At 68.5% G+C, this 21,405-nt stretch carries 19 protein-coding genes; 11 read left to right on the forward strand and 8 right to left on the reverse strand.

Annotated features, from left to right (window positions below; translation table 11 throughout):
• Positions 1–65: 65 nt before the first annotated feature.
• On the reverse strand, positions 66–1,280 hold the full coding sequence (gene hmgA / locus LT970_RS01635) for a hydroxymethylglutaryl-CoA reductase (NADPH) (RefSeq protein ID WP_232687225.1): 1,215 nt from the start codon (positions 1,278–1,280) through the stop codon (positions 66–68).
• A 116-nt stretch (positions 1,281–1,396) separates the two neighbouring features.
• Here hmgA and LT970_RS01640 point away from each other — a divergent pair, with 116 nt between their 5' ends.
• Positions 1,397–2,974 (forward strand): amidohydrolase, encoded by a 1,578-nt coding sequence (locus LT970_RS01640; protein ID WP_232687226.1) that lies wholly within the window; start codon positions 1,397–1,399, stop codon positions 2,972–2,974.
• 8 nt (positions 2,975–2,982) lie between these two features.
• Here LT970_RS01640 and gpmI read toward each other — a convergent pair whose 3' ends face one another.
• Positions 2,983–4,512, reverse strand: coding sequence for a 2,3-bisphosphoglycerate-independent phosphoglycerate mutase (gpmI, locus tag LT970_RS01645; RefSeq protein WP_232687227.1), 1,530 nt, complete (start codon positions 4,510–4,512; stop codon positions 2,983–2,985).
• A 186-nt stretch (positions 4,513–4,698) separates the two neighbouring features.
• On the opposite strand from gpmI, the gene LT970_RS01650 reads away from it, so the two are divergent.
• Positions 4,699–5,055, forward strand: coding sequence for a cell division protein SepF (locus tag LT970_RS01650; protein ID WP_232687228.1), 357 nt, complete (start codon positions 4,699–4,701; stop codon positions 5,053–5,055).
• A 110-nt stretch (positions 5,056–5,165) separates the two neighbouring features.
• Here the strand turns inward: LT970_RS01650 and LT970_RS01655 are convergent, their stop codons facing one another.
• Both LT970_RS01655 and LT970_RS01660 read right to left on the reverse strand, forming a co-directional pair.
• Positions 5,166–5,561: a DUF5611 family protein gene (locus LT970_RS01655; protein ID WP_232687229.1), complete on the reverse strand. Its 396-nt coding sequence runs from the start codon at positions 5,559–5,561 to the stop codon at positions 5,166–5,168.
• A gap of 140 nt (positions 5,562–5,701) precedes the next feature.
• Positions 5,702–6,685: an MSCRAMM family adhesin SdrC gene (locus tag LT970_RS01660; protein ID WP_232687230.1), complete on the reverse strand. Its 984-nt coding sequence runs from the start codon at positions 6,683–6,685 to the stop codon at positions 5,702–5,704.
• Between the two features lie 81 nt (positions 6,686–6,766).
• Here LT970_RS01660 and LT970_RS01665 point away from each other — a divergent pair, with 81 nt between their 5' ends.
• On the forward strand, positions 6,767–7,066 hold the full coding sequence (locus LT970_RS01665) for a DUF6432 family protein (protein WP_232687231.1): 300 nt from the start codon (positions 6,767–6,769) through the stop codon (positions 7,064–7,066).
• Between the two features lie 71 nt (positions 7,067–7,137).
• Positions 7,138–8,214, forward strand: a complete 1,077-nt coding sequence (ygfZ, locus tag LT970_RS01670) for a CAF17-like 4Fe-4S cluster assembly/insertion protein YgfZ (RefSeq protein WP_232687232.1) — start codon at positions 7,138–7,140, stop codon at positions 8,212–8,214.
• 3 nt (positions 8,215–8,217) lie between these two features.
• Here the strand turns inward: ygfZ and LT970_RS01675 are convergent, their stop codons facing one another.
• Entirely contained in the window at positions 8,218–9,324 is a 1,107-nt protein-coding gene (locus LT970_RS01675) for a geranylgeranyl reductase family protein (RefSeq protein ID WP_232687233.1), read from the reverse strand.
• Between the two features lie 161 nt (positions 9,325–9,485).
• On the opposite strand from LT970_RS01675, the gene LT970_RS01680 reads away from it, so the two are divergent.
• Positions 9,486–11,786 carry a beta-glucosidase family protein gene (locus LT970_RS01680; RefSeq protein WP_232687234.1) on the forward strand — a complete coding sequence of 767 codons (2,301 nt, stop codon included), beginning with the start codon at positions 9,486–9,488 and terminating at the stop codon, positions 11,784–11,786.
• 123 nt (positions 11,787–11,909) lie between these two features.
• On the opposite strand, the gene uvrA is transcribed toward LT970_RS01680, so the two are convergent.
• A complete protein-coding gene (gene uvrA / locus LT970_RS01685) occupies positions 11,910–14,906 on the reverse strand; it encodes an excinuclease ABC subunit UvrA (RefSeq protein WP_232687235.1) in 2,997 nt (998 codons plus the stop codon).
• A 161-nt stretch (positions 14,907–15,067) separates the two neighbouring features.
• Here uvrA and LT970_RS01690 point away from each other — a divergent pair, with 161 nt between their 5' ends.
• The gene (locus LT970_RS01690; protein WP_232687236.1) at positions 15,068–15,640 is read left to right on the forward strand and encodes an LURP-one-related/scramblase family protein; all 573 of its coding nucleotides are present in this window, start codon (positions 15,068–15,070) and stop codon (positions 15,638–15,640) included.
• Between the two features lie 13 nt (positions 15,641–15,653).
• On the opposite strand, the gene LT970_RS01695 is transcribed toward LT970_RS01690, so the two are convergent.
• The gene (locus tag LT970_RS01695; protein WP_232687237.1) at positions 15,654–16,124 is read right to left on the reverse strand and encodes a YbaK/EbsC family protein; all 471 of its coding nucleotides are present in this window, start codon (positions 16,122–16,124) and stop codon (positions 15,654–15,656) included.
• A gap of 137 nt (positions 16,125–16,261) precedes the next feature.
• Here LT970_RS01695 and LT970_RS01700 point away from each other — a divergent pair, with 137 nt between their 5' ends.
• Positions 16,262–16,462 (forward strand): hypothetical protein, encoded by a 201-nt coding sequence (locus LT970_RS01700; protein WP_232687238.1) that lies wholly within the window; start codon positions 16,262–16,264, stop codon positions 16,460–16,462.
• A 51-nt stretch (positions 16,463–16,513) separates the two neighbouring features.
• Here LT970_RS01700 and LT970_RS01705 read toward each other — a convergent pair whose 3' ends face one another.
• Entirely contained in the window at positions 16,514–17,254 is a 741-nt protein-coding gene (locus LT970_RS01705; protein ID WP_232687239.1) for an SDR family NAD(P)-dependent oxidoreductase, read from the reverse strand.
• A gap of 59 nt (positions 17,255–17,313) precedes the next feature.
• On the opposite strand from LT970_RS01705, the gene LT970_RS01710 reads away from it, so the two are divergent.
• The 4 genes from LT970_RS01710 (at position 17,314) to LT970_RS01725 (ending at position 20,987) form a co-directional block, all read left to right on the forward strand.
• On the forward strand, positions 17,314–17,766 hold the full coding sequence (locus LT970_RS01710; RefSeq protein WP_232687240.1) for a universal stress protein: 453 nt from the start codon (positions 17,314–17,316) through the stop codon (positions 17,764–17,766).
• Positions 17,766–18,377, forward strand: a complete 612-nt coding sequence (locus LT970_RS01715; protein WP_232687241.1) for an AIM24 family protein — start codon at positions 17,766–17,768, stop codon at positions 18,375–18,377. Before LT970_RS01710 ends, LT970_RS01715 begins: the two co-directional genes overlap by 1 nt.
• 56 nt (positions 18,378–18,433) lie before the next feature.
• Positions 18,434–19,402, forward strand: coding sequence for an ROK family protein (locus LT970_RS01720; protein WP_232687242.1), 969 nt, complete (start codon positions 18,434–18,436; stop codon positions 19,400–19,402).
• 85 nt (positions 19,403–19,487) lie between these two features.
• Positions 19,488–20,987 carry an LVIVD repeat-containing protein gene (locus tag LT970_RS01725; RefSeq protein ID WP_232687243.1) on the forward strand — a complete coding sequence of 500 codons (1,500 nt, stop codon included), beginning with the start codon at positions 19,488–19,490 and terminating at the stop codon, positions 20,985–20,987.
• Positions 20,988–21,405 lie beyond the last annotated feature (418 nt).

Below are 21,405 nucleotides of genomic sequence, written 5' to 3' on the forward strand. Positions count from 1 at the left end.
CCAGAGGGGTTGCGTGTGGCTGGGTTCAGTGGACGGCGTCGGCGTCCAGATTCAGGGGGGCGAGTTCAGCGCCCAAGGTCCTCGTGCGCCGAGGAGAGGTGGCGGGACGCCAGCGCCGCGAGCAGACTGAGTTCGCCCGCGAGCGCGCCGGCGGCGATGACCTCCGCGAGCGCGTCGGCGTTCGACCCAGCGGGGTCACCGCCGCCGCGCACCCCGAGCACGTCGAGGGCCTCGCGCTGGGTCGGGAGTTTCGTGCCGCCGCCGACGGTGCCGACCTCCAGGGACGCTAGATTCACCGACGCGTAGAGCTCGTTTTCCCTGGCCTCGACGGTGGTGATGCAGTTCGCGCCCTCGACGACCTGTGCTGCGTCCTGCCCGGTCGCGAGGAACACCGCGGCGACCACGTTCGCGGCGTGCGCGTTGAACCCGAGACTCCCGGCCTTCGCGCTCCCGATGAGGTTCTTGCGCGTGTTCGCCTCCTCGATGGCCTCGGGCGTCGTGCCGAAGCGCTCCTCGACGACGTCCGCGGGGATGTGGACGTCGGCGGTGACGGTGCGTCCGCGGCCCTCGACGGCGTTGATGGCGGCGGGCTTCTTGTCCGCACAGAGGTTCCCGGAGAGCGCGACGAGTTCCGCGGGCGTCTCCGCCTCGACGACGTCCGCGGCGGCGCCCGTGGCGATGGTCGCCATGTTCATCCCCATCGCGTCCTTCGTATCGTAGCTGAACCGGAGGAAGACGTTGTCGCCGACGACGTACGGCGTCACGCCGGTGAGTTTCCCGTGGCTCGTCGTGGATTCGGCGGCCTCCCGGAGCGCGTCGACGTTCTCCTCGACCCACTCCGCGACGTCAGCGCCCTCGCGCACGTCCTCGACGCGGAAGACGGGCGCCCGCGTCATCCCGGTCTTCGTGACCCGAGCGTTCGCGCCGCCCGCCGTCGTAATCGCCGAGCAGCCCCGATTGACGGACGCGACGAGCGCGCCCTCCGTGGTGGCCAGCGGCAGGTAGTACTCGTCGTCCGCGGCGCCGCCGTTCACGGCCAGCGGTCCCGCGACGCCCATCGGCAACTGCGCACCGCCCGCGAGGTTCTCGACGGCGGTTTCGCTGGCCTGTTCGGCGTCGAACGCGAACGAGCCGATGGCGTCCAGGTCGACGCCGGTCTCCCGGGCGAGGAGTTCACGACGCGCCGCGGCGGCGGTGTCGGCGTCGGCGTGGTCTTCGAGTTCGTAGAGTCGGAGGTCACCGGACTGCACGCGGTCTGCGAGCCCCGAGGCGTCGGTCATGCGTGGAGTTCGTCGGGCGGACGCCCTGAAGGTTGTCCTTTGTCGAGCGGCCCGGCCAGCGCGGACGAACGTCTGGTTCCCGAACGACTTTGGCGTCGCGGGTCCCGCGAACTGGTATGACTGCGGCCGCCGACCTGATTCTGCGCAACGGCGAGGTGCACACGCTTGCCGACCCGGACGAGACGCACGAGGCCGTCGCCGTGCGGGACGGGCGCGTCGTGCGCCTGGCCAGCGACTACGAGATCGAGTTCCTGGAGGGCGTCGAGACGGAGGTGGTCGACCTCGACGGACGCGTCCTGCTGCCCGGATTCGTGGACGCCCACACGCACATGGAGACCGTCGGACAGTACGGCGTCCACGCCGACCTCCGGGGCGCGAGCGGGCCCGAGGAGGTCGTGGAGCGACTGCAGGTGCGCGCGGACGAACTGGCCGAGGGCAGCGAGAACGACGCCGGCGGCTGGGTGCTGGGCTTCGGCTACGACGAGAGCACGTGGAACGCGAGCGAGGGGACGGACGCCGCCGACCTCACCGCGGGCGACCTGGACCGCGTGAGCGAGGACCGGCCTGTTGCGGCCATCCGCGAAGACATGCACACGGCGACGGTGAACAGCGCCGTCATCAGCGAGTACGGCGACGACATGCCCGACGGCGACGTGATGGGTGGCGGCCGCATCGTGGAGGACGCCGTCGAGGTCGTCTACGACGCCACCGACCCGGACTCCACGGAGACGAAGGACCTCCTGCGAGCGGCCCAGCGCGAAGCCAACAGCCTCGGCGTGACCTGCGTCCACGACATGGTGCGACAGTCCCACTCGCCGCGGGCGTTCCGCGAGTTGGACGAATCCGGCGAGCTCTCGGTTCGCGTGCGCCTGAACTACTGGACGGACCACCTCGACGCCGTCCTGGAGACCGGTCTGGCGACGAACCACGGGAGCGAGATGGTTGAGGTCGGGGGCATCAAGTCGTTCACGGACGGGAGTTTCGGTGGGCGAACCGCGAAGCTCTCGGAATCGTACGCGGACGACCCGGACGAGACAGGGAAGTGGGTTGTCGACCCCGAGGAACTGGAGTCGGTCGTCGAGCGCGTGGACGACGCTGGTCTCCAGATGACCGTCCACGCAATCGGCGACGAGGCCGTCGACGCGGTGTTGGACGCCTACGAGGCCTGCGCAGGCGAGTCGGGTGACGGGAGCGTGCGCGACCGCCGCCACCGCATCGAACACGCCGAACTAGCGAGCGACGACGCCATCGAGCGCATGGCCGACCTGGGTGTCGTGGCGTCGATGCAGCCGAACTTCCTGAAGTGGGCGGGCGAGGACGGCCTCTACGAGGACCGCCTCGGCACCGAGCGCCGGAAGGCATCGAACCGATTCGCGGCGTACCGCGAGGCGGGCGTGCCCCTCGCGTTTGGCAGCGACTGCATGCCACTCGACCCGCTTCTCGGCGTCCACCACGCGGTCAACGCGCCCGCAGACTCACAGCGACTCGGCGTGACCGACGCGCTCCGCGCGTACACCTCGGGCGGCGCGTACGCCGGATTTGCGGCGGACGAGATGGGCACGCTCCGGGAGGGCGTGCTCGCGGACTTCGTCGTGCTCGCGGACTCGCCGTGGGAGCACCCGGAGTCGATTCGGGACGTGAACGTGGACGCGACGGTCGTGGGCGGCGACGTCGTGTACCGGCAGGACGCGTGAGAAGAGCGCTATTCGAGTAGCGACTCGCCAGTCATCACGTCAGGTTGCTCGACGTCGAGCAGGGAGAGCAGCGTGGGAGCCACGTCGCGGAGCGCGCCGTCCTCGCGGACGGTAAATCCACCATCGTCGTCCCTGTTGCCCTCACTGGGCGCTACATGGACGAACGGCACGGGGTTGAACGTGTGCGCGGTGTGGGGTTCCGCCTCGGTGCCCATGTCGTCGGCGTTCCCGTGGTCGGCGGTGAGAACGACGTGCGCATCGGCCTCTCTGAGCGCTGGCACGAGTCGCCCGAGTTGCTCGTCGACGGCCTCTACTGCATCGACTGCGGCCTCGTAGTCGCCCGTGTGCCCGACCATGTCCGGGTTCGCGTAGTTCAACACGAGCACGTCCGGGTCCTCGTCGGCGAGCGCGTCGAGCGTGACGTCGGTCACCTCGCGCGCGCTCATCTCGGGTTGCTGGTCGTAGGTCGGCACGTCCGGGGAGTCGACGATGCGCCGCATCTCGCCGTCGAACTCCACCTCGCGCCCGCCGTTCAGGAAGTACGTGACGTGAGGGTACTTCTCGGACTCCGCGACCCGCAGTTGTGTACGTCCGGCCTCCGAGACGACCTCACCGAGCGTGTCCGTTGGCTCCTTCGCCGGGAACGCCACCGGGAGGTCGAACGTCTCGTCGTACTCCGTCATCGTGACGACCGGCACGTCCGGCGGGTCGGTGTCGAAGCCCCAGTCGTCCGGTCGGATGTCCGCGAGCATCCGCACGAGCTGGCGCGCGCGGTCGGCGCGGAAGTTGAAGAACACGACCGCGTCGCCCTCGCTCAGTCGGTCGCCGCCCCTGACGATGGTCGGTTCGACGAACTCGTCCGTGTCCCCTCGCTCGTAGGACTCCCGGACGGCGTCGACCGCCGTTTCCGCGCGGTGCATCCCGTTCCGCTCGACGATGGCGTCGAAGGCTTTCCTGGTACGGTCCCAGTTCTGGTCGCGGTCCATCGCGTAGTACCGGCCGGAGACCGTGGCGACGTCCCCGGTGTCGTACTCGGAGACGACCTCCTGGAGCGAGTAGAGATAGTTCTCGGCGCTCTGCGGGGCGGTGTCTCGTCCGTCCGTGAACGCGTGCGTGGTCGCTTCGAGGTCGCGGCTCGCGGCGCACTCGAGGAGCGCGTGCAGGTGTTCGTGGTCCGAGTGCACCCCGCCATCGCTCACGAGTCCCATGAAGTGGACGCGCCCACCCGTCACTTCGACGTGATCGAGCGCACCCGAGATGGCGTCGTTCTGGCAGAGTTCGCCGTCCGCGACAGCGTCTTCGATGCGCGCGTACTCCTGGCGCACCACGCGCCCCGCGCCGATGGTGAGGTGCCCGACCTCGCTGTTCCCCATCTGCCCGCGCGGGAGGCCGACGTCCCGCCCGGACGTGGTGAGCGTGCCGAACGCGCCGCTTTCGGCGTAGTCGTCGAAGTTCGGCGTATCGGCCGCGCGGACGGCGTCCAGTCTGTCGTGGTCTCCGAGCCCCCAGCCGTCCAGCACGACGAGCGCGGTCTGCATGGTCGAAACTGGGGCACCTTACTCCATGTAGGTGTCGCTGGCCGGCGGCGGACTGCGTCGAGAACCCCTGGTCTGGGTTTCGACCGCGGGCACACGGTCCACGCACCGACCTCCGACTCGCGAAGCACCCTCTGCCCGCGGCGTCTGACGCAAGAACTATGCGGGCGGCGGGCCACCTCCTCCCCAATGGGCTTCATGGACAAGATTCTCGGTGGGAGCGGTAGTTCCACCGAGGACTACGTCGAACTCGACATCGAGGACTTCGACACGGACGCGGCGGAGGCCGGCGTGCAACTCCACATCGCGGAGATCGACGGACAGGAGGACGTCATCGCTATCAAGGACGCGGTGTACGACGGCGACCTCGTCATCGCGGACATCACGCGCCTCCGCACGGAGGACAGCACCGTCGAACACGTCGTCGACGAACTCCGACAGGTCGCCCGGGAAGTCGGCGGCGACATCGTCCAGAAGGGCGACGACCAGATCATCGTCACGCCGAGCGGCATCGGCATCAGCCGCTCGAAGCTGAACCACCGGTAACCACACTCTCTTCGCCTTCTACGAGTCACAGGCTGGCGGACAGCCCTTGCTCTCGGCAACTGTAATCACCCTCTCTGATAACGACGTGAACGGCCCAGTCGAAAAGTGCGCTACGAGACGTTGTCGGGTTTCTCCGCGTCGTCCTCGACGGAGCGCTTCATCGAGTCGCGGCGGGACTTCGCGTCGCGGCCCGTGGCCTCGAGCAGGAACTCGTTTTTCGCGTTGACGGCGTCCGCAGCGGCCTCGGCGTTCCCTTCCGCGATGACGTCCTCGGCGTCTCGCTCCTCGAAGTCGACGGCGAGTTTGTCCTTCTTTCCGGAGTAAGTCACTGCGCCCGCGACGATGCGATCGAACACGGGGTTGTCGGGGTCCTCGACGACGTGGAGGTCGCTTCCCTTGTACTCCTCGGTGGCCGTCGGGCTACCGAAGTAGTCCTCGATTTCGGCCTCGAGGTCGGGCATGCGGTCTTCGAGGTACTCCCCGCGGCGCATCTTGTACTCCTTCATGGACTCGAAAAGCACAGCGATTGGTTTACCTGTTTCGTCAGCGGGCGCCCCCGGAAGCCGCCACGGCTCACTGCCAGTCCGGAATCACCACGTCCGAAATTGCCACGTTCCACCGACAGCACGGCCGCCGCCGGCCGTCACTAGTCCTCGGCGAGGTAGCCCTTCCGGCAGTCCGGGCAGATGTCGCCCGCGCGCAGACTCGACCCGGCGGCGCGGCGCTCGAACCCGCACTCCGGACAGTACAGCGCGAAGTCGAGGTCGTCCTCGCTCTCGGACTGCTCGATGGGGCCGGCGCTCGTGAACCCCGTGTCGGCCTCCACGAACTGCTCGCTCTCGTCGCCGAACTGGAACGACGTGTCGTCGGTCGTCGCGTCGACGCCGGCGTCCTCGCCGTCGTGGTCCGGCCACTCGCCTCGCGGGCGGTCGTCAGAACGCTCGGCGGCGACGGCCTGCGCGCCGCCGGACTGTCCCGCGGACGCGGCGTCGCTGGCTCCGGTGTCGGTAGACGTGTTGTCGCCGCCGGTCTGTGGCCCGTCGACGAACTCGACGTCTTCGCCGTCCGGGTCGGGCGCCGGGTCGTGGTCGGCGTCCGGGTCGACGTCCGCCTGCTCGTCCCACTGCTCGCTGCCCGCAGTGTCTTCGTCGGCGGAATCGTCGATGATGACGGCGTCGTCCTCGCCCGCGTCCGTCGCGGTGTCGGCGCCGGCCGCGGTCGCGTCTGCGTCGGCCGCCGACGCACCGCCGGCGGTGCCCGACGAGTCCGTCTGCATGTCGGCTTCCGCTCGCTCGATGGCGTCGGACGCGGACGTGAACGCGCCAGACGTTGCGTCGGCGGTCTCACCGCCGGACGGCGAGGCGCCGGCTCTCCCGGACGCCGAACCGCCGGCCGTACTCTCGGCCCCCGTCGACGCGCCGGACGCCCCTGCGTCCGACGACGTCGCCGAATCGGTCGGTTCGATGGACCGAACTTCCGTGTTCTCCGTCGTGACGTTCTCCGCTCCACAGCGCGAACACTCCTGAAGTTCGCGCTCGGTCACGACCACCTCGTTCCCGCGCTCTTCCCGGCCCCGCTCGACGAAGGGCTCTCCGTAGTCGTGTCCGAGCAGGGAGCACCTGAGACCCATTGGCAGGGTCGTTCCGGGGCCAACGGCAAAAGGGTACCGTTCGGGGATACCGATAAGACGCAGGGGCGTCTCGGTTCGAGTATGCACGCGAAGCGCGAGTATCGGGACCGTGACGACACCGAAGTGGCGGTGCTCGACGCGCTCGTCGACCGCTCTGAAGAGGGGATGACGGTCTTCGAGTTGCGCTCCCAGGTCGACGCCGACATCGACACGCTGGAGGACGCCCTGAGTTCGCTGAAGGACGAGAACCTCATCGACGCCGAGGAGAACGGCGACCGTACCGTCTTCATCGCCGACGACCGCGTCGTCCCCGAGGGAGATAACGACTCCGTCGAGGAGTCGTCCTGGCTCGACGCCATCCGCCGGAAACTCGGTTTCTGAACGACCGTCCTCGCGCCGTCCCGCTCCGCGGAGCGGTGGGTTTACCCGCCGTCCGTGCGGACGTTCGACCGATGACCGTCGTCAGAGAGCGCCACGAGGACCACGGCGCCGCGTTCCGCGACGTCGCGGGGCGCGCGTTCCCCGAGCAGTACGGTCGCCCGGAGCGCGCCCACCGCGCGGTGCGCAACGTCGTCGGCGTCACCGAGCACGCGTTCGACGTGCTCGTCGTGGCCGGCGAGGACCGCCGCGAGTTCGTGGACGACACCGTGACGAACCGCGTGCCCGACGCCGACGGCGAGGGCGTGTACGCGCTCCTCCTCGACTCCCAGGGCCGCGTCCGCCTGGACTGTTACGTGTTCGCGACGAGCGACACGCTCCTCCTGTTCCTGCCGGCGGGCACCGGTGAGGACCTCGCCGACGAGTGGAGCGAGCGGACGTTCGTCCAGGACGTCGAGATCGAGTACGCGACCGACGACTTCGGTGTGTTCGGCGTCCACGGCCCGAACGCCACCGAGAAGATAGCGAGCGTGCTCCACAACGCCAGTCCGAGCGAGGACCCGTTGACGTTCGTGCGCGGCGAGATGGAGGCCGGCGTCACCGTCATCCGGGACGACAACCTCGCGGGCGAAGAGGGCTACCTCGTCGTCTGCGCCGCCGAGGACGCCGACCCCGTGTTCGAGACGCTGCTGGTCCGCGGCCTGAACGCCGCGCCGTTCGGCCGGCAGACCTGGGAGACGCTCACCCTCGAAGCGGGGACGCCGCTGTACGAGACGGAACTGGAGGGACAGATTCCGAACGTGCTCGGCCTGCGGAACGCCGTCGACTTCGAGAAGGGGTGTTTCGTCGGCCAGGAGGTCGTCTCGAAGGTCGAGAACAGAGGGCAGCCGAGTTCCCGACTCGTCGGCCTCGCGCCCGACGCGCTCCCGGAAGCGGGGGCGACCGTGAGCGACGCCGGCAAACCCATCGGTGAGGTGACGCGCGCCGCGGTCAGCCCCGTGCTCGACGAACCGGTCGCGCTCGCCACCGTGGAGTGGGAGGCGGGCGACTCGCTGGCAGTCGAGACCGCCAACGGCTTCGTCGACGCGCCCGTCGCGGACCTGCCGTTCGTCGAGGGCAGCGAGCAATCCGCGCGCTTGCCGAAGTACTGACCGTCAGCGGTTCTTCTCGGCGCTCGATAGGCCGGGCAGCATCGCCTTCATCTGCGCGAGCGAGAACACGCTCGTCGGTTCGTCCATGTGGACGCCGATCTCCCCGGAGAACAGCCGCATGCCGGCGCGCTGGACGACCTCGGGGAACGAGTAGCCGCGACGCACCAGGTGGCCGAGTCTGATCTCCCGCGCCAGTTCGTCGCGCCACGCCGACTCGTAGGCCGCGAGCGTACCGGGGTCGTCGGGGTCGATTACGCGCGCCGCACAATCCGCCGCCGTCATCCCGTAGCGGATGCCACCGCCCGTGAACGGCTTGGTCTGCCCGGCGGCGTCGCCGAGCAGGAACCCGCGACGGCCGGTCACGCTGTCCGGCGGACCGATGGGAATCAGCCCCGAGCAGCGGTGCTCGACCTCGACGCCGTAGTCCTCGACGAGGTCGTCGAACATCGCGGTCACGTCCTCGCCGGGCGCGGCGGCGAGACCGTACTCCACGCCCGCGTCGCCGCGCGGGATGCGCCACGCGAAGAACTCCGGGACGGTGAGGTGGACGTCCACGAAGTTCTGGTGGTCGGGGTCCGGGTCGAACGCGAGCGCGCCGTGCAGGAACTCCTCTGGTTCCGGCAGGCCGAGCGCGTCACGAACCCGCGAGCGCGGGCCGTCCGCGCCGGCGACCAGTTTCGCGTCCACTTCAACTGTCTCCTCGGGGCCGCGAACCGTCAACTCGACGCGGTCGGCGTGCTCCTCGACGCTCGTCACGGTGTGTTGCTCACGGACGTCGGCCCCCGCGTCGCGGGCGGCGTCTGCCAGCGTCTTGTCCAGTTGCACGCGGTCGATGGCGTTCGAAATCGGCTCGGATTTGTAGAACGGATACGACTCGGAGTCCGCGCCGCCGAGGTGGAAGCGCGCGCCGTGGATGGCGTTCTGGAACAACTCGTCGTGGTACTCCTCGGGGACGAACTCCCAGACGTCGAGGCTGACGTGTCCGGAGCACGCCAGTGGTTTGCCGAGTTCACCCGACTCGAAGGCAACCACGTCGTGGCCGCGTTCCGCGGCCCGCCGCGCGAACCGCGCGCCCGCTGGACCGACGCCGACGACCGCGAAGTCGTACATCACGTCGCCGTAGCCCGGGGACGAGCAAATGTCTTCCCCTCGGAAGAGTTGCGCCAACCTGTTCGCGGTCGGGGCAGTAACTCGAGAAAACAGGTCAAATCGACGTTAGTTTAAATAGACCATACAATACAATTAATATGGTGGGGTTGGCATGAGGTGTCATGGTAGAGAGTGACGGTGATGCCATCGACGAGTCGAGACGCACGTTCATGCAGGCGACCGGCGGCCTGGCGTCGGTAACGGCGCTCTCCGCGTACATCAGTTCCGGCGTCACGACCGCACAGAGCGCCGACCCGAGCGCCGACGTCGAACGGCGCGTCGGGGAGATGACCCTCGACGAGAAGATCGGACAGATGACCCAGGTCGCCGCCTACGAACTCGGCGAGAACCCCCGGGAGTTTTTCGAGGAGTACCTCCCTGGGTCGCTCATCTACGCGAAATCGAAGGATGCCGTGACGCAGGCGAAGGCCACGAACGACCTCCAGGAGGCGATGGTCGAGACCCACCCACACGACGTGCCGTTCGTGTGGGGACTGGACGCTGTCCACGGGAACAACAACCTGAAGGACGCCATCATCTTCCCGCACAACCACGGCCTCGGCGCGACGTGGAACCCCGAGTACGCCCACCAGATGGCCGACCACACCTCGAAGACGCTCCGCGCGACGGGGACGCCGTGGACGTTCTCCCCGGTCGCGGACCTCCAGCGCGACCCGCGCTGGGGTCGGTTCTACGAGGGGTTCAGCCAGGACCCCTACCTCACCGCCCGAATGGTCGAGGAGAAGGTCCGTGGCTACGAGACCGACGAACGCGACCACAAGCGGGCAGCGGCCACGACGAAGCACTTCGCGGGGTACTCCGAACCCGCGAACGGCAACGACAGGAGCCCCGCGCTCCTCCCGTACCGGACGTTCCGGAGTTACTTCCTGCCGCCGTACCACGCCGGCATCTCCGCCGGGTCGGAGACGGTGATGGTCAACAGCGGGTCGGTCAACGGCATCCCCGCGCACGCCTCCGAGGAACTCCTCGAGGACATCCTGCGCGAGATGCTCGGTTTCGAGGGCATGGTCGTCTCCGACTGGCACGACTTCTACCGGATGGTCGCGGTCCACGAGTTCGCGGCGGACGTGAAGGAAGCCACCAAACTCGGCATCAACGCCGGCATCGACATGTACATGGTGCCCGCCGGTGGCATCCCGAGCGACACCGTCGAGACCTACCAGCAGAACCTCCGGGAACTGGTCGAGGAGGGCGAAGTGCCGATGGAGCGCATCGACGACGCGGTGACGAACGTGCTCGCGTTCAAGGAGGCGATCGGCCTCTTCGACGACCCCACCGCGGACCCCGAGCGCGCCGCCGACGTCGTCGGCTCCGAGGAAGCCCGCAGCATCGCCGCCGACACCACCGCCGACTCGATGACGCTGCTGAAGAACGACGGGGCGCTCCCGTTCGACGCCGACGCCGACACGATTCTCGTCACGGGGCCGAGCGCCGACAGCGTCGCCAACATGATGGGCGGGTGGACGCTCGGCTGGCAGGGCGTCGGCGACGTGCTCCCGCCGGCGGTCACCCCGCTCGAAGCCATCCGGGAGACCGTCTCCGCGTCGACGGAAGTCGTCCACGTGCCCACGGGCCTCCACGAGTTCCAGAAGGAAAGCGAAGTCCGCGACGCCGCTGCGCGCGCCGACGCCGTCCTCGCTGTCGTCGGCGAGGGGCCGTACGCCGAGGAGAAAGGCGACACCGATACGCTCGAGTTGCCGAACGCCCAGCAGCGACTCGTCTCGACGCTCGCGGACGTCGACACCCCACACGCCGGCGTGTTCTTCGCTGGCCGCCCGCGCGGCACCGAGGTGTTCGAGGAGCTCCCGGCCGCGCTGATGGCCTACCTCCCCGGCACGATGGGCGGCCGCGCCGTCGCCGACGCCGTCTTCGGGAACACCAATCCGAGCGGCCGCCTCCCGTTCACGTGGCCGGACGGAACCGGCCAACTGCTCAACCTCCACGACAACTACCCGCCGGACCGCTTCCACGAGGGCGGTGACCCCGGCCCACCCCACTCGGACCAGGACCCCGTCTTCCCGTTCGGGCACGGCGAGTCCTACACCGAGTTCTCGTACCGCGACCTGCGCGTGCGCCCGTCGACACTCCAGCAATCGGCCGCACGCGACGAGGTCACCGTCTCCGTCGAGGTGACGAACACCGGCGACCGCGCCGGCGAGCACGTCGTCCCCGTCTACGGCACTCGCCGCCACGGCCCGGTGCTCTACCCCCAGGAGGAGGTCGTCGGCTTCGAGCGCGTTTCACTCGCTCCCGGCGAATCGAACCGGGTCCGCGTCCGGGCGTCGATCGCGCCGCTTGCTACGGTACCCGGAGGCATGTTCTCGCAGGACGAACTGACGGTGGTTCCCGGCGACTACACGATTTCGGTCGGTGACCTCGACGCGACGCTGACGGTGACGTAGCGGAGAGACAGCGGAGGCCGGCGAGGCGCGGCCGTCGCCGACAGCGACGACGAGCCGGTCGTCACCGCGAATCAGCGCGACTTCCGAGCGCTCGGCGTACCTGTCGACTCGCACTGACGGGCGTCAGTCGTCCTGTGCGAGCGCGGCCTTCTCGTCGTCCTTCGCGGGTTTCTTGCGGTCCGAGCGCGGCCCCTCCATGTCGACTCCGGGGAGTTTGTCTCGGAGGTAGCGCCCGGTGTGGCTGTCGTCGTTCCCCGCCACCTCCTCGGGAGTCCCCATCGCGACGACGTCGCCGCCGTGTTCGCCGCCCTCCGGGCCGAGGTCGACGATGTGGTCGGCGTTCTTCACGAGGTCGAGTTCGTGCTCGATGACCACGACGCTGTTCCCGCGGTCGGTGAGGCGCTGGAGCACCTCGATGAGTTTCCGCTCGTCCGCGGAGTGAAGACCCGTGGTGGGTTCGTCGAGCAGGTAGAGGGTGTCGCCCGAGTCCTTCTTCCCGAGTTCCTCTGCGAGTTTCACGCGCTGGGCCTCACCACCGGAGAGCGTCGTCGAAGGCTGGCCGAGGCGCATGTAGTCGAGGCCGACGTCCATCAGGAGTTTCAGGCGACGGCCGAGCCGGGAGTCCGCCTCGAAGAAGTCGTGGGCCTCCTCCACGCTCATCTGGAGGACGTCCGCGATGGTCGCGCCCTTGTACTCGACCTGCAGCGTCTCGTCGTTGTACCGGTCGCCGCCACACTCCTCGCACGGGACGTGGACGTCCGAGAGGAAGTTCATCTCGATCTTCTGAGTGCCCTGGCCGCCGCAGGCCTCACACCGCCCGCCCTTGACGTTGAACGAGAACCGCCCCTTCTCGTACCCGCGCTGTTTCGCGAGTTTGGTCTGGGCGAACTTCTCGCGGATGTAGTCGAAGACGTTCGTGTACGTCGCCGGGTTGGAGCGCGGCGTGCGACCGATGGGCGACTGGTCGATGAGGCGCACCTTCTCGACGTTCTCGACGCCCTCGATAGCGTCGTGGTCGCCCGGGTCGACCGAGGTGTTGTCGTTCATCTCGCGGGCGAGCCCTTTGTAGAGGATGTCGTGCATCAGCGTCGACTTCCCGGAGCCCGAAACCCCCGTGATGGCGGTGAACGCGCCCACCGGAATCTCGACGTCGAGGTCGCGGAGGTTGTGCTGGCGCGCCCCCTCGATGGTGAGCGCGGCGTCCCACTCGCGGCGCTCCTCGGGGACGGGAATCTCCTTGCGGCCCGCGAGGTAGTCGCCGGTGACCGACTCCTCGGCCTCCATCAGGTCCTCGACGGAGCCGTTAGCGACGACCTCACCGCCGTGGCGACCCGGTCCCGGTCCCATGTCCACGACGTTGTCCGCGCGCCGCATCGTCTCCTCGTCGTGCTCCACGACGACGAGCGTGTTCCCGAGGTCGCGGAGTTCCTCCAGGGTGTTCAGCAGGCGGTCGTTGTCGCGCTGGTGGAGGCCGATGGAGGGCTCGTCGAGGACGTACAGCACGCCGACGAGGCCAGCCCCGATCTGGGTCGCGAGGCGGATGCGCTGGCTCTCACCGCCCGAGAGCGTCGACGCCTCGCGGTCGAGCGTGAGGTACTCGAGGCCGACCTCCTGCATGAACCCGAGGCGCGAGCGGATCTCCTTGAGTATCTCCTCGGCGATCTTCGTGTCGCGCTCGTCCATCCCTTCCTCCATCGCCTCGAAGTGCTCGAGCGCGTCACCGATGCTCGCGCGATTGACCTCGGTGATGGACGTGCCGTCCACGAGCACCGCGCGCGAGGACGGTTTCAGGCGCGTGCCGTCGCACGCCGGGCACGTCGTGACGCTCATGTACTTCTCGATGTGCTCGCGCGTCGACTCCGAGTCCGTCTCGACGTGGCGCCGCTCGAGGTTCGGAATCACGCCCTCGAAGCGCTTTTTCTTGCGCCGGATGCCGTTCTTCGTGGAGCGCTTGAACACCACCTGCTCGCTCGTGCCGTAGAGGAATTTCTGCTGGACGTCCTCTTCTATGTCCTCGAACGGCGTCGACAGCGAGACGTCGAAGTGCTCGGCGACCGCGTCGAGGCGCGTGCGGTAGTACGACCGGTCGTAGCTCCACGGTTCGAAGACGTCCCGCAGCGGCTTCGAGGGGTCCTGCACGACGAGGTCCTCGCTGACTTCCTTCGTGTTCCCGAGGCCCTCACACTCCGGGCACGCGCCGTGGGGGCTGTTGAACGAGAACGAGCGGGTCTCTATCTCGCTGATGTCGATGCCGCAGTGCGTGCACGCCAGCGCCTCCGAGAACTCCACGACGAGGCGGTCGTTCTCCGCTCCGTCGCCGTCTGCATCACCAGCGCCGCCTGCCAGGTCGCCGGTGGAGCGCGCCGTCGAACCGCCCAGTTCGATTCCTTCGTCGGGGTCCGGGATAACGACCTTCAGCACGCCGTCGGCCTCCTCGAGTGCGGTCTCGACCGAATCCGTGATGCGGGAGCGCGCGTCCTCGCTGACAGACACGCGGTCCACGACCACGTCCACGGTGTGGTCGTAGTTCTCGTCCAAGTCGGGGCGGTCGTACGCGAGGTCGTACTCCTCGCCGTCGACCTCGACCCGGGAGTACCCCTCCGAGACGAGTTCGTCGAAGCGGTCCTCGAAGGCGCCTTTCTGGTCGCGTACGACCGGCGCGGCGATCTTCGCCTTCGTTCCCTCGGGGAGTTCGAGAATGCGCCGCACCATCTGCTGGGCGGACTGCTCGCCGACCTCCCGGCCGCACTCCGGGCAGTGTGGCGTGCCGACGCGGGCGTACAGCAGTCGCAGGTAGTCGTGGAGTTCGGTGACGGTGCCGACGGTCGACCGCGGGTTGTTCGCGGCGTTCTTCTGGTCGATGCTGATTGCCGGAGACAGCCCCTCGACGGCCTCGACCTGGGGTTTGTCCATCTGCCCGAGGAAGTTCCGGGCGTACGCCGACAGGCTCTCGATGTACCGGCGCTGGCCCTCCGCGTAGATGGTCTGGAAGGCGAGCGACGATTTCCCCGACCCGGAGAGGCCGGTCACCACGTTGAACGACTCGCGTGGAATCTGTACGTCGAGGTCCTCGAGGTTGTGCTCTTCCGCCCCTCGGACCTCGATGAAGTCCTCACTCATTGGAGACGCAGTAGCCGCCACGGGGGTGAAGGTCTGTCGGTCCCGGTACGCGCCCGCGTGTTGTGGCCAGCATCGGTCGACGAGACGGTAACCACGCCCCCGAATCGATACGTCGGAACTGTCGTGGGAACGCTTTTCCCCTCTCGCTTGGATTGCCCGGTATGGCAGACAGCGGCACCTACGACATCTCCACGCTGCAACTGGACGACGACCGCTACGAGGTCACGCAGTCCCTCGTGCGGAACAAGTACGCCGCCCGCGACAGCGCCGGCGACGTCGTCCTCCGCGGGAAGCAGAAGATGCTGAAGATGAAAGAGCAGTTCCCGTTCGAGACCGGGGATGGCGACCCCGCGTTCACCGTGAAGGCCGGCGGCATTCTGGACGTTGCGGGGAACTACGCCATCGTCGACGAGGGGACGGGCGATGAGGTCGTCGTCCTCGACAAGAAGTTCACGCTGCTGCGCACGCGTTGGCGCATCCGAGACCCCGACACCGGGGACATCCTCGCTACCATCAAGTCCAAGAGCAAGCTCTACTCGCTACTCAAACACTTCGTAGACGTGCTCCCGCCGAAGTACAAGATCGTCGACCCGGACGGCGACCACGTCGGCCGCATCAGCGGCCAGTTCTCCCTCCGCGACAAGTACACCGTCGAAATCGACGACGCCAGCGATGTGCCCAAGGAGGCCGTCGTGGCTGCGGCGATGGTGATAGACGCTATCGAAGGAAACTAGCACTCCCGCTTTTCTACTCCGCGACGGCCGCCGCCTCCGCGTCCGCGAGTTCGCGCAGTCGCGCCGGTTCGACCGGCCACACCGCGGTCGGCGTGCCCGCCGCCGCCCACACCTCCTCGTGTTCGAGTAGCGTCTCGTCCAGCAACACTGGGACGCCGTTCTCGTGGCAGATGGGTGGCACACCGCCGATGCTCCACCCGGTCGCCTCCTTCACGTCTCCAGGGTCGGCCATCTCGCCCTCGCTCGCGCCGCGCAGCGCTGCAACTGCGTCCAGATCCACGCGATTCGCACCGCTCGTCACCACGACCACCAGGTCCCCATCCACGCTTACGACGATGCTGGAGGCGATCTGGGCGACGTCACAGCCGACGGCGTCCGCGGCGTCGGCGGCCGTCTTCGTGCCCTCGTCGAACTCGTGAACATCGATGTCGAGGCCGTACTCCTCGCGCGCCCGCTCGGCGAACTCGGCCGCTCGCTCGTGCATGCGCTGGTGTGACACGCCGGGGTGGCAAAGGCGTGTCGCTCGCCGTAATTCGAGCGTACCGTCGCGGAAGCCGGTCGGAACACCCACGGCGAACCGAACAGAGGTGGCTTCTTCCGTCAGCGCTCGCTACTGGACACATGACCTCGAAGCGCGGGACAGGACTCAGAAAACTGTTGCCGCTCGCGGGGACGCTCTATCTCGGCTACCTCGCCTCGCAACCGCCGCCTGCGCGGTGGGTGGGAATCGGGTGTCTGGTAGTCCTCGCACCGTTCTTCGCCGGGTGGGTGCTGGGAACAGTCGCCGGAGTCGGCCCATGGGCCGCCGAGGAGACGGAGTAGTCGACATCCGCCGCCGACTCACACGTCCTCCGGCAGCCACCTGCCGCCGACTCACACGTCTTCCGGCAGCCATCCGCCGTCCACCTCGATATTTTCGCCCGAGATGTACCCGGAGTCCTCGTGGCAGAAGAACCGCACGACCTGCGCGACGTCCTCGAAGGACGCCCAGCGGCCGCGCGGCGCGTCCTCGGGATACTCGTCGGAGTTCTCCAGGACGTATGGTGAGACGGCGTTCGCGGTGACGCCGTCGTCCTGGGTGTCGGCGGCGAGCATCCGCGTGAACATCAGGACGCCCTGTTTGGCGGCGAAGTACGGGAAGTTCTTCGGGGCGACGAGGCCCTTCTCCGCGGACGCGTAGCCGACGTTGACGATTCGGCCCCACTCGGCGTCGCGCATCGCGGGGAGCGCGCGCTTCGAGCAGAGGTAGGTGGCGGTGAGGTTCGTGTCGAGTACGCGATTCCAGTCCTCGAACGAGGTGTCGCTCCAGTGTTCGGGCGCGAAATCGCCGACGTTGTTCACGAGCACGTCCACGCTCCCGAGATCTGACTCCACGGCGGCGAACAGACCGTCCACGCTGTCGGGGTCCGTGACGTCGCCCTGGACTGTCGTGACGTCGGGCGCGCCGGCGTCGCGGGCCTCGTCGGCTACTTCCCGGGCGGCGTCCGCGCTGGTGTGGTAGTGGACAGCGACGCTAGCGCCGCAGTCCGCGAGCGAGCGGACGAGCGCGGAACCGAGCCCCCTCGCGCTGCCGGTGACGAGCGCGACGCGCCCGTCGAGGTCGGGGTCGAGCATATCCGAATCGACTGCGGACGCGGCCATATGCTTATGGGGTTCCCGGGACACCCCCGGACATGGCTCTCGATAACGTTCTACTCGCCGTCGGCCCCGGCGACGCTGACCGGGTCGACGCTCTCGCGCGGGCGACGACCAACGTCGCGGCACCCGCCGATGCGACGGTGACACTCGCGCACGTATTCACCGACGACCAGTACGAGGAGACGAGACAGCGACTCGGCGTGGACCAGGATGCGGCGGTGACACCGGACGACGTCGCTCGCCGGCACGCGACCGTCCAGGACCTCGCCGACCGCCTCGCGGACGCGGGCGTCGAGCACGCCGTCCGGGGCAGCGTCGGACTGCACGGCGAGTCCATCGTCTCTCTCACCGACGACACGGACGCCGATCTCGTGCTCGTGGGCGGCCGGCAGCGCTCGCCGACCGGGAAGGCGGTGTTCGGCAGCACCGCCCAGACGGTGTTACTGTCCTCGCCGTGTCCGGTGACGTTCGTGCGCGGCGACCACTGATGGACGCGACCGCCGAACCCGGAGCCAGCGGCACGCTCGTCCTGGACCTCGACGCGGGCGAGTCCGTGCTTGCAGCGACGGATTCGCTCGTCGACCACACCGGCGGCGTGCGGGTCAGGCGTCCGCGCGAGGACGCGCTGCGGTCGGTGGCGAATGCGACGAGCGAACGCACGCCGGTCCGCGTCGTCGCCGACGAGAACGCGACGGTCCGTCTCGCGCCGCCGTTCCACGGCGAGGTGGTCGCCTGTAGCGTCGACCACGAACCCGTCGCGACTGCCCGCACAGCGTTCCTCGCGGCGACCGACGGCGTCCGCGTCGGCGCAGACCGCGTCGGCGACGGTCCGGCGCGGGGCGACGGCCTGTTTCTGACCACCGGCGCGGGCGACGGCACGCTGTACCTCGCGGGACGCGGCCGCGTCGACGCAATCACACTCGAAGCAGGGGACGAACGCGTGGTGACTGCGGCCCACGTCGTCGCGTTCGAGGAACGCGCGGACGTGACCGTCGAGCGGGCGGGCGCACAGGAGGAGGCGACGCCGACCTGCCGGATTCAGGGGCCAGCGACGGTCTGGGTCGGGACGAGGCCGGCGGTCGGCGGCCGCCCACGATAACTCTGCTCCGAGTAAAACTGTGCAGTTAAGTGCGCGCGGACCGGCACTCCGTGTAGATGGCGTCTTTCGTGGGGGTCGACCTCGGCGCGACGAACGTGCGCGCCGCCGTGGGCGACGACGACGGTCGTGTGCTCGCGACGGCCCGGAAGCGCACTCCGCACGGTCCGAACGGCGTCGCCGTCACAGAACAGGTTCTCGAGACGGTGCGCGCCGCGTGTGATGGGGCCGGCGTCGCCCCGACGGACGTTCGGGCCGCCGCGGTGGGCAGCATCGGCCCCCTCGACCTGGCGGAGGGCGTCGCCGAGGGGCCCGCGAACATCCCCGTCGGCACCGTTCCGCTGGTCGGCCCGCTCTCGAATCTCGTGGGTTCCGAGCGCGTCTCCCTGTACAACGACGCCGTGGCGGGCGTCATCGGGGAACGCTTCTACGCCGACCGGAACCCCGACGACATGGCGTACGTCACCATCTCCTCGGGCATCGGCGCGGGCGTCGCCGTCGACGGGAACGTGCTCGCGGGGTGGGACGGCAACGCCGCCGAGATCGGGCACATGATCGTCGACCCACAGGGCCGACAGACGTGTGGGTGTGGCCGCGACGGTCACTGGGAAGCGTACTGCTCTGGCGAGAACATCCCCGAGTACGCCCGGTCGCTCGCCGAGGAATCCGGCGGCGTCGAGACCACCCTCCCGCTCGAGGACTCCGAATTCTCCGCGAAACACGTCTTCGAGAGCGCTGACGACGACGAGTTCGCGGCCCGGGTCGTCGACCGCGTCGGATTCTGGAACGCCGTCGGCGTGACCAACATCGTACAGGCGTACGCGCCACTCGTGGTCTCCGTGGGCGGCGCCGTCGCGCTGAACAACCCCGACCGCGTGCTCGCCCCCATCCGGGAACACCTCGAGACGGACGTGTTCAACAACGTTCCGGAGGTCCGACTCACCGAACTCGGGGACGACGTGGTGCTGCGCGGCGCGCTCGCGGCGGCGCTCACGGGCGGCACGGGTGACGGGTCTCACCGGGCGTAGCCGGGGCTGTCCGCACGCTGTCGTCGGTTCGCGCGAACCGTGATTCGGCACAGGGTTTTTTCCTCCAGCCACGTGGAGAGGTGGTATGCGACGACGCGACGTGTTGCGCGCCACCGCTGGCGCGACAGCCCTCCCACTCGTCAGTACCGCCGCGACAGCGACGACCCAGGACGCCTACGAACCGCTCGGCTTCCAGCGCATCGAAGGGGCCAAGGAAGCCGTCGTCGGCGACGACGGGAACACCGTCTACGTCGCCGCGACGACTGGATTCGTGACAGTGGACATCAGCAACGCCGAGAACCCCGAGACGCTCGCGACCCGCCGTGACCTCCTCCCCGACCGCGAGGGCGGGCCGCTATCGGGCATCTACGACGTGAAGGTCGAGGGGAACACCCTCCTCGTGGTCGGCCCCGCGAACCGCCACGACGAGCCGTCCCTCGAGGGGATGCTCGTCTACGACGTCACCGACCCCGCGAACCCGACCCAGAAGTCCTTCTTCGAGACCGACTTCCCCATCCACAACTGCTTCCTGCACGAGGGCACGGCGTACCTCACCGCGAACAACCGCCAGGACAATCCCGTCGTCATCGTGGACGTCTCCGGGGACAGTCCGACGGAGATTGCCCGCTGGTCCATCGTCGACTACAACGAGGCGTGGGCTGACGTCCACTGGTACGTGCGCACCTGCCACGACGTCTACGTGCACGAGGACGTGCTCTACATCGCTCACTGGGACGCGGGCACGTGGCTGGTCGACGTCAGCGACCCCGCGAACCCCGAGTACGTCAACCACTTCGGGCACTACGAGCTGTCGGAGTTGACGGACGTCCAGCCGGGCAGGGAGGGGCTGCAACTTCCTGGAAACTCCCACTACGTCGCCGTGAACGACGACGCTACCGTGCTCGCGTCGGGCGCGGAGGCGTGGGATCGTAACCCCGACGACGAGCGCGACGGCGGCCCGGGCGGCATCGACCTCTGGAACATCTCCGACCCGCAGAACCCCGAGAAGGTCGCGTTCATCGAACCGCCGCTGACGCCGGATCCCACGTACGGCGGCGTGTGGACGACCTCCCACAACTTCGACTTCCACGGCGACCGCCTCTACACGTCGTGGTACCGCGGCGGCGTGAAGATCCACGATGTCAGCGACCCCGCGAACCCCGAGGAGTTGGCGTGGTGGCGCCAGCCAGATTACGCGAAGATTTGGGCCGCGCAGTTCGCCCGCGACGGCGTGTTCGTCGGCAGCGACATGGCGTCTGCAGGGACGAACCACCCGATGGGCGTCTACACGTTCCCCGACCGCGCGGGTGAACAGGCCAACCCACCCGAAATCGACGACCCTTCCCCGAACACGACGTCGGGGTCCAACGCGACGCAGACGGCGACAACACAGACGACGACAGTGGTGAGGACAGCTGCGGAGGACACGACCACGGCGGACGCCACGACCCGGACCGACAACGTCGACCCGGGCACGACGACCGACGGAGAGTCCGGCGGCAACACGCCCGGGTTCGGCGTACTCGCGGGCTTGTCTGCGGTGTCTGCTGGCGCGCTCGCGGCGTGGCGACGGCTAGGAGAATAGGTATAGAACTGCTCGACAGGCGTTTTCAACGCCTCGAAAGCCCCCGAGCGCTGAACCGTCCGCGACTCGTTGCGCTCCTTGGTCTTCGACCTGCGGTGCTTACATCGTCGGGGCCGGGTTCAGCGCCCGGCCCCTTTCCTTCCCACCTCCTACCGGTTGACCAGCCGGAACCGGGTGGGACTGAAAGGGGCGGCGTGCTCGCGCATCGCTTGTTCGCTCGCGACGTCTGCTCACGGCGGCAAAGCCCCCGTTCGCACGGCCCGAGTGACGCGAAGCGTCCCTCGCAGGCAAGCACTGGGCGAACGAAGTGAGTGAAGCGCGCAGCGAGCGAGCGGACGCGAGCACGCCGGGGCTTTCGAGGCATTCAGGACCAGTACTCGCTCACCGAAACCCAACCACGTACACGAACCGAAGGTAT

Source organism: Halobacterium zhouii, assembly GCF_021249405.1.
Classification (GTDB): Archaea; Halobacteriota; Halobacteria; order Halobacteriales; family Halobacteriaceae; genus Halobacterium; species Halobacterium zhouii.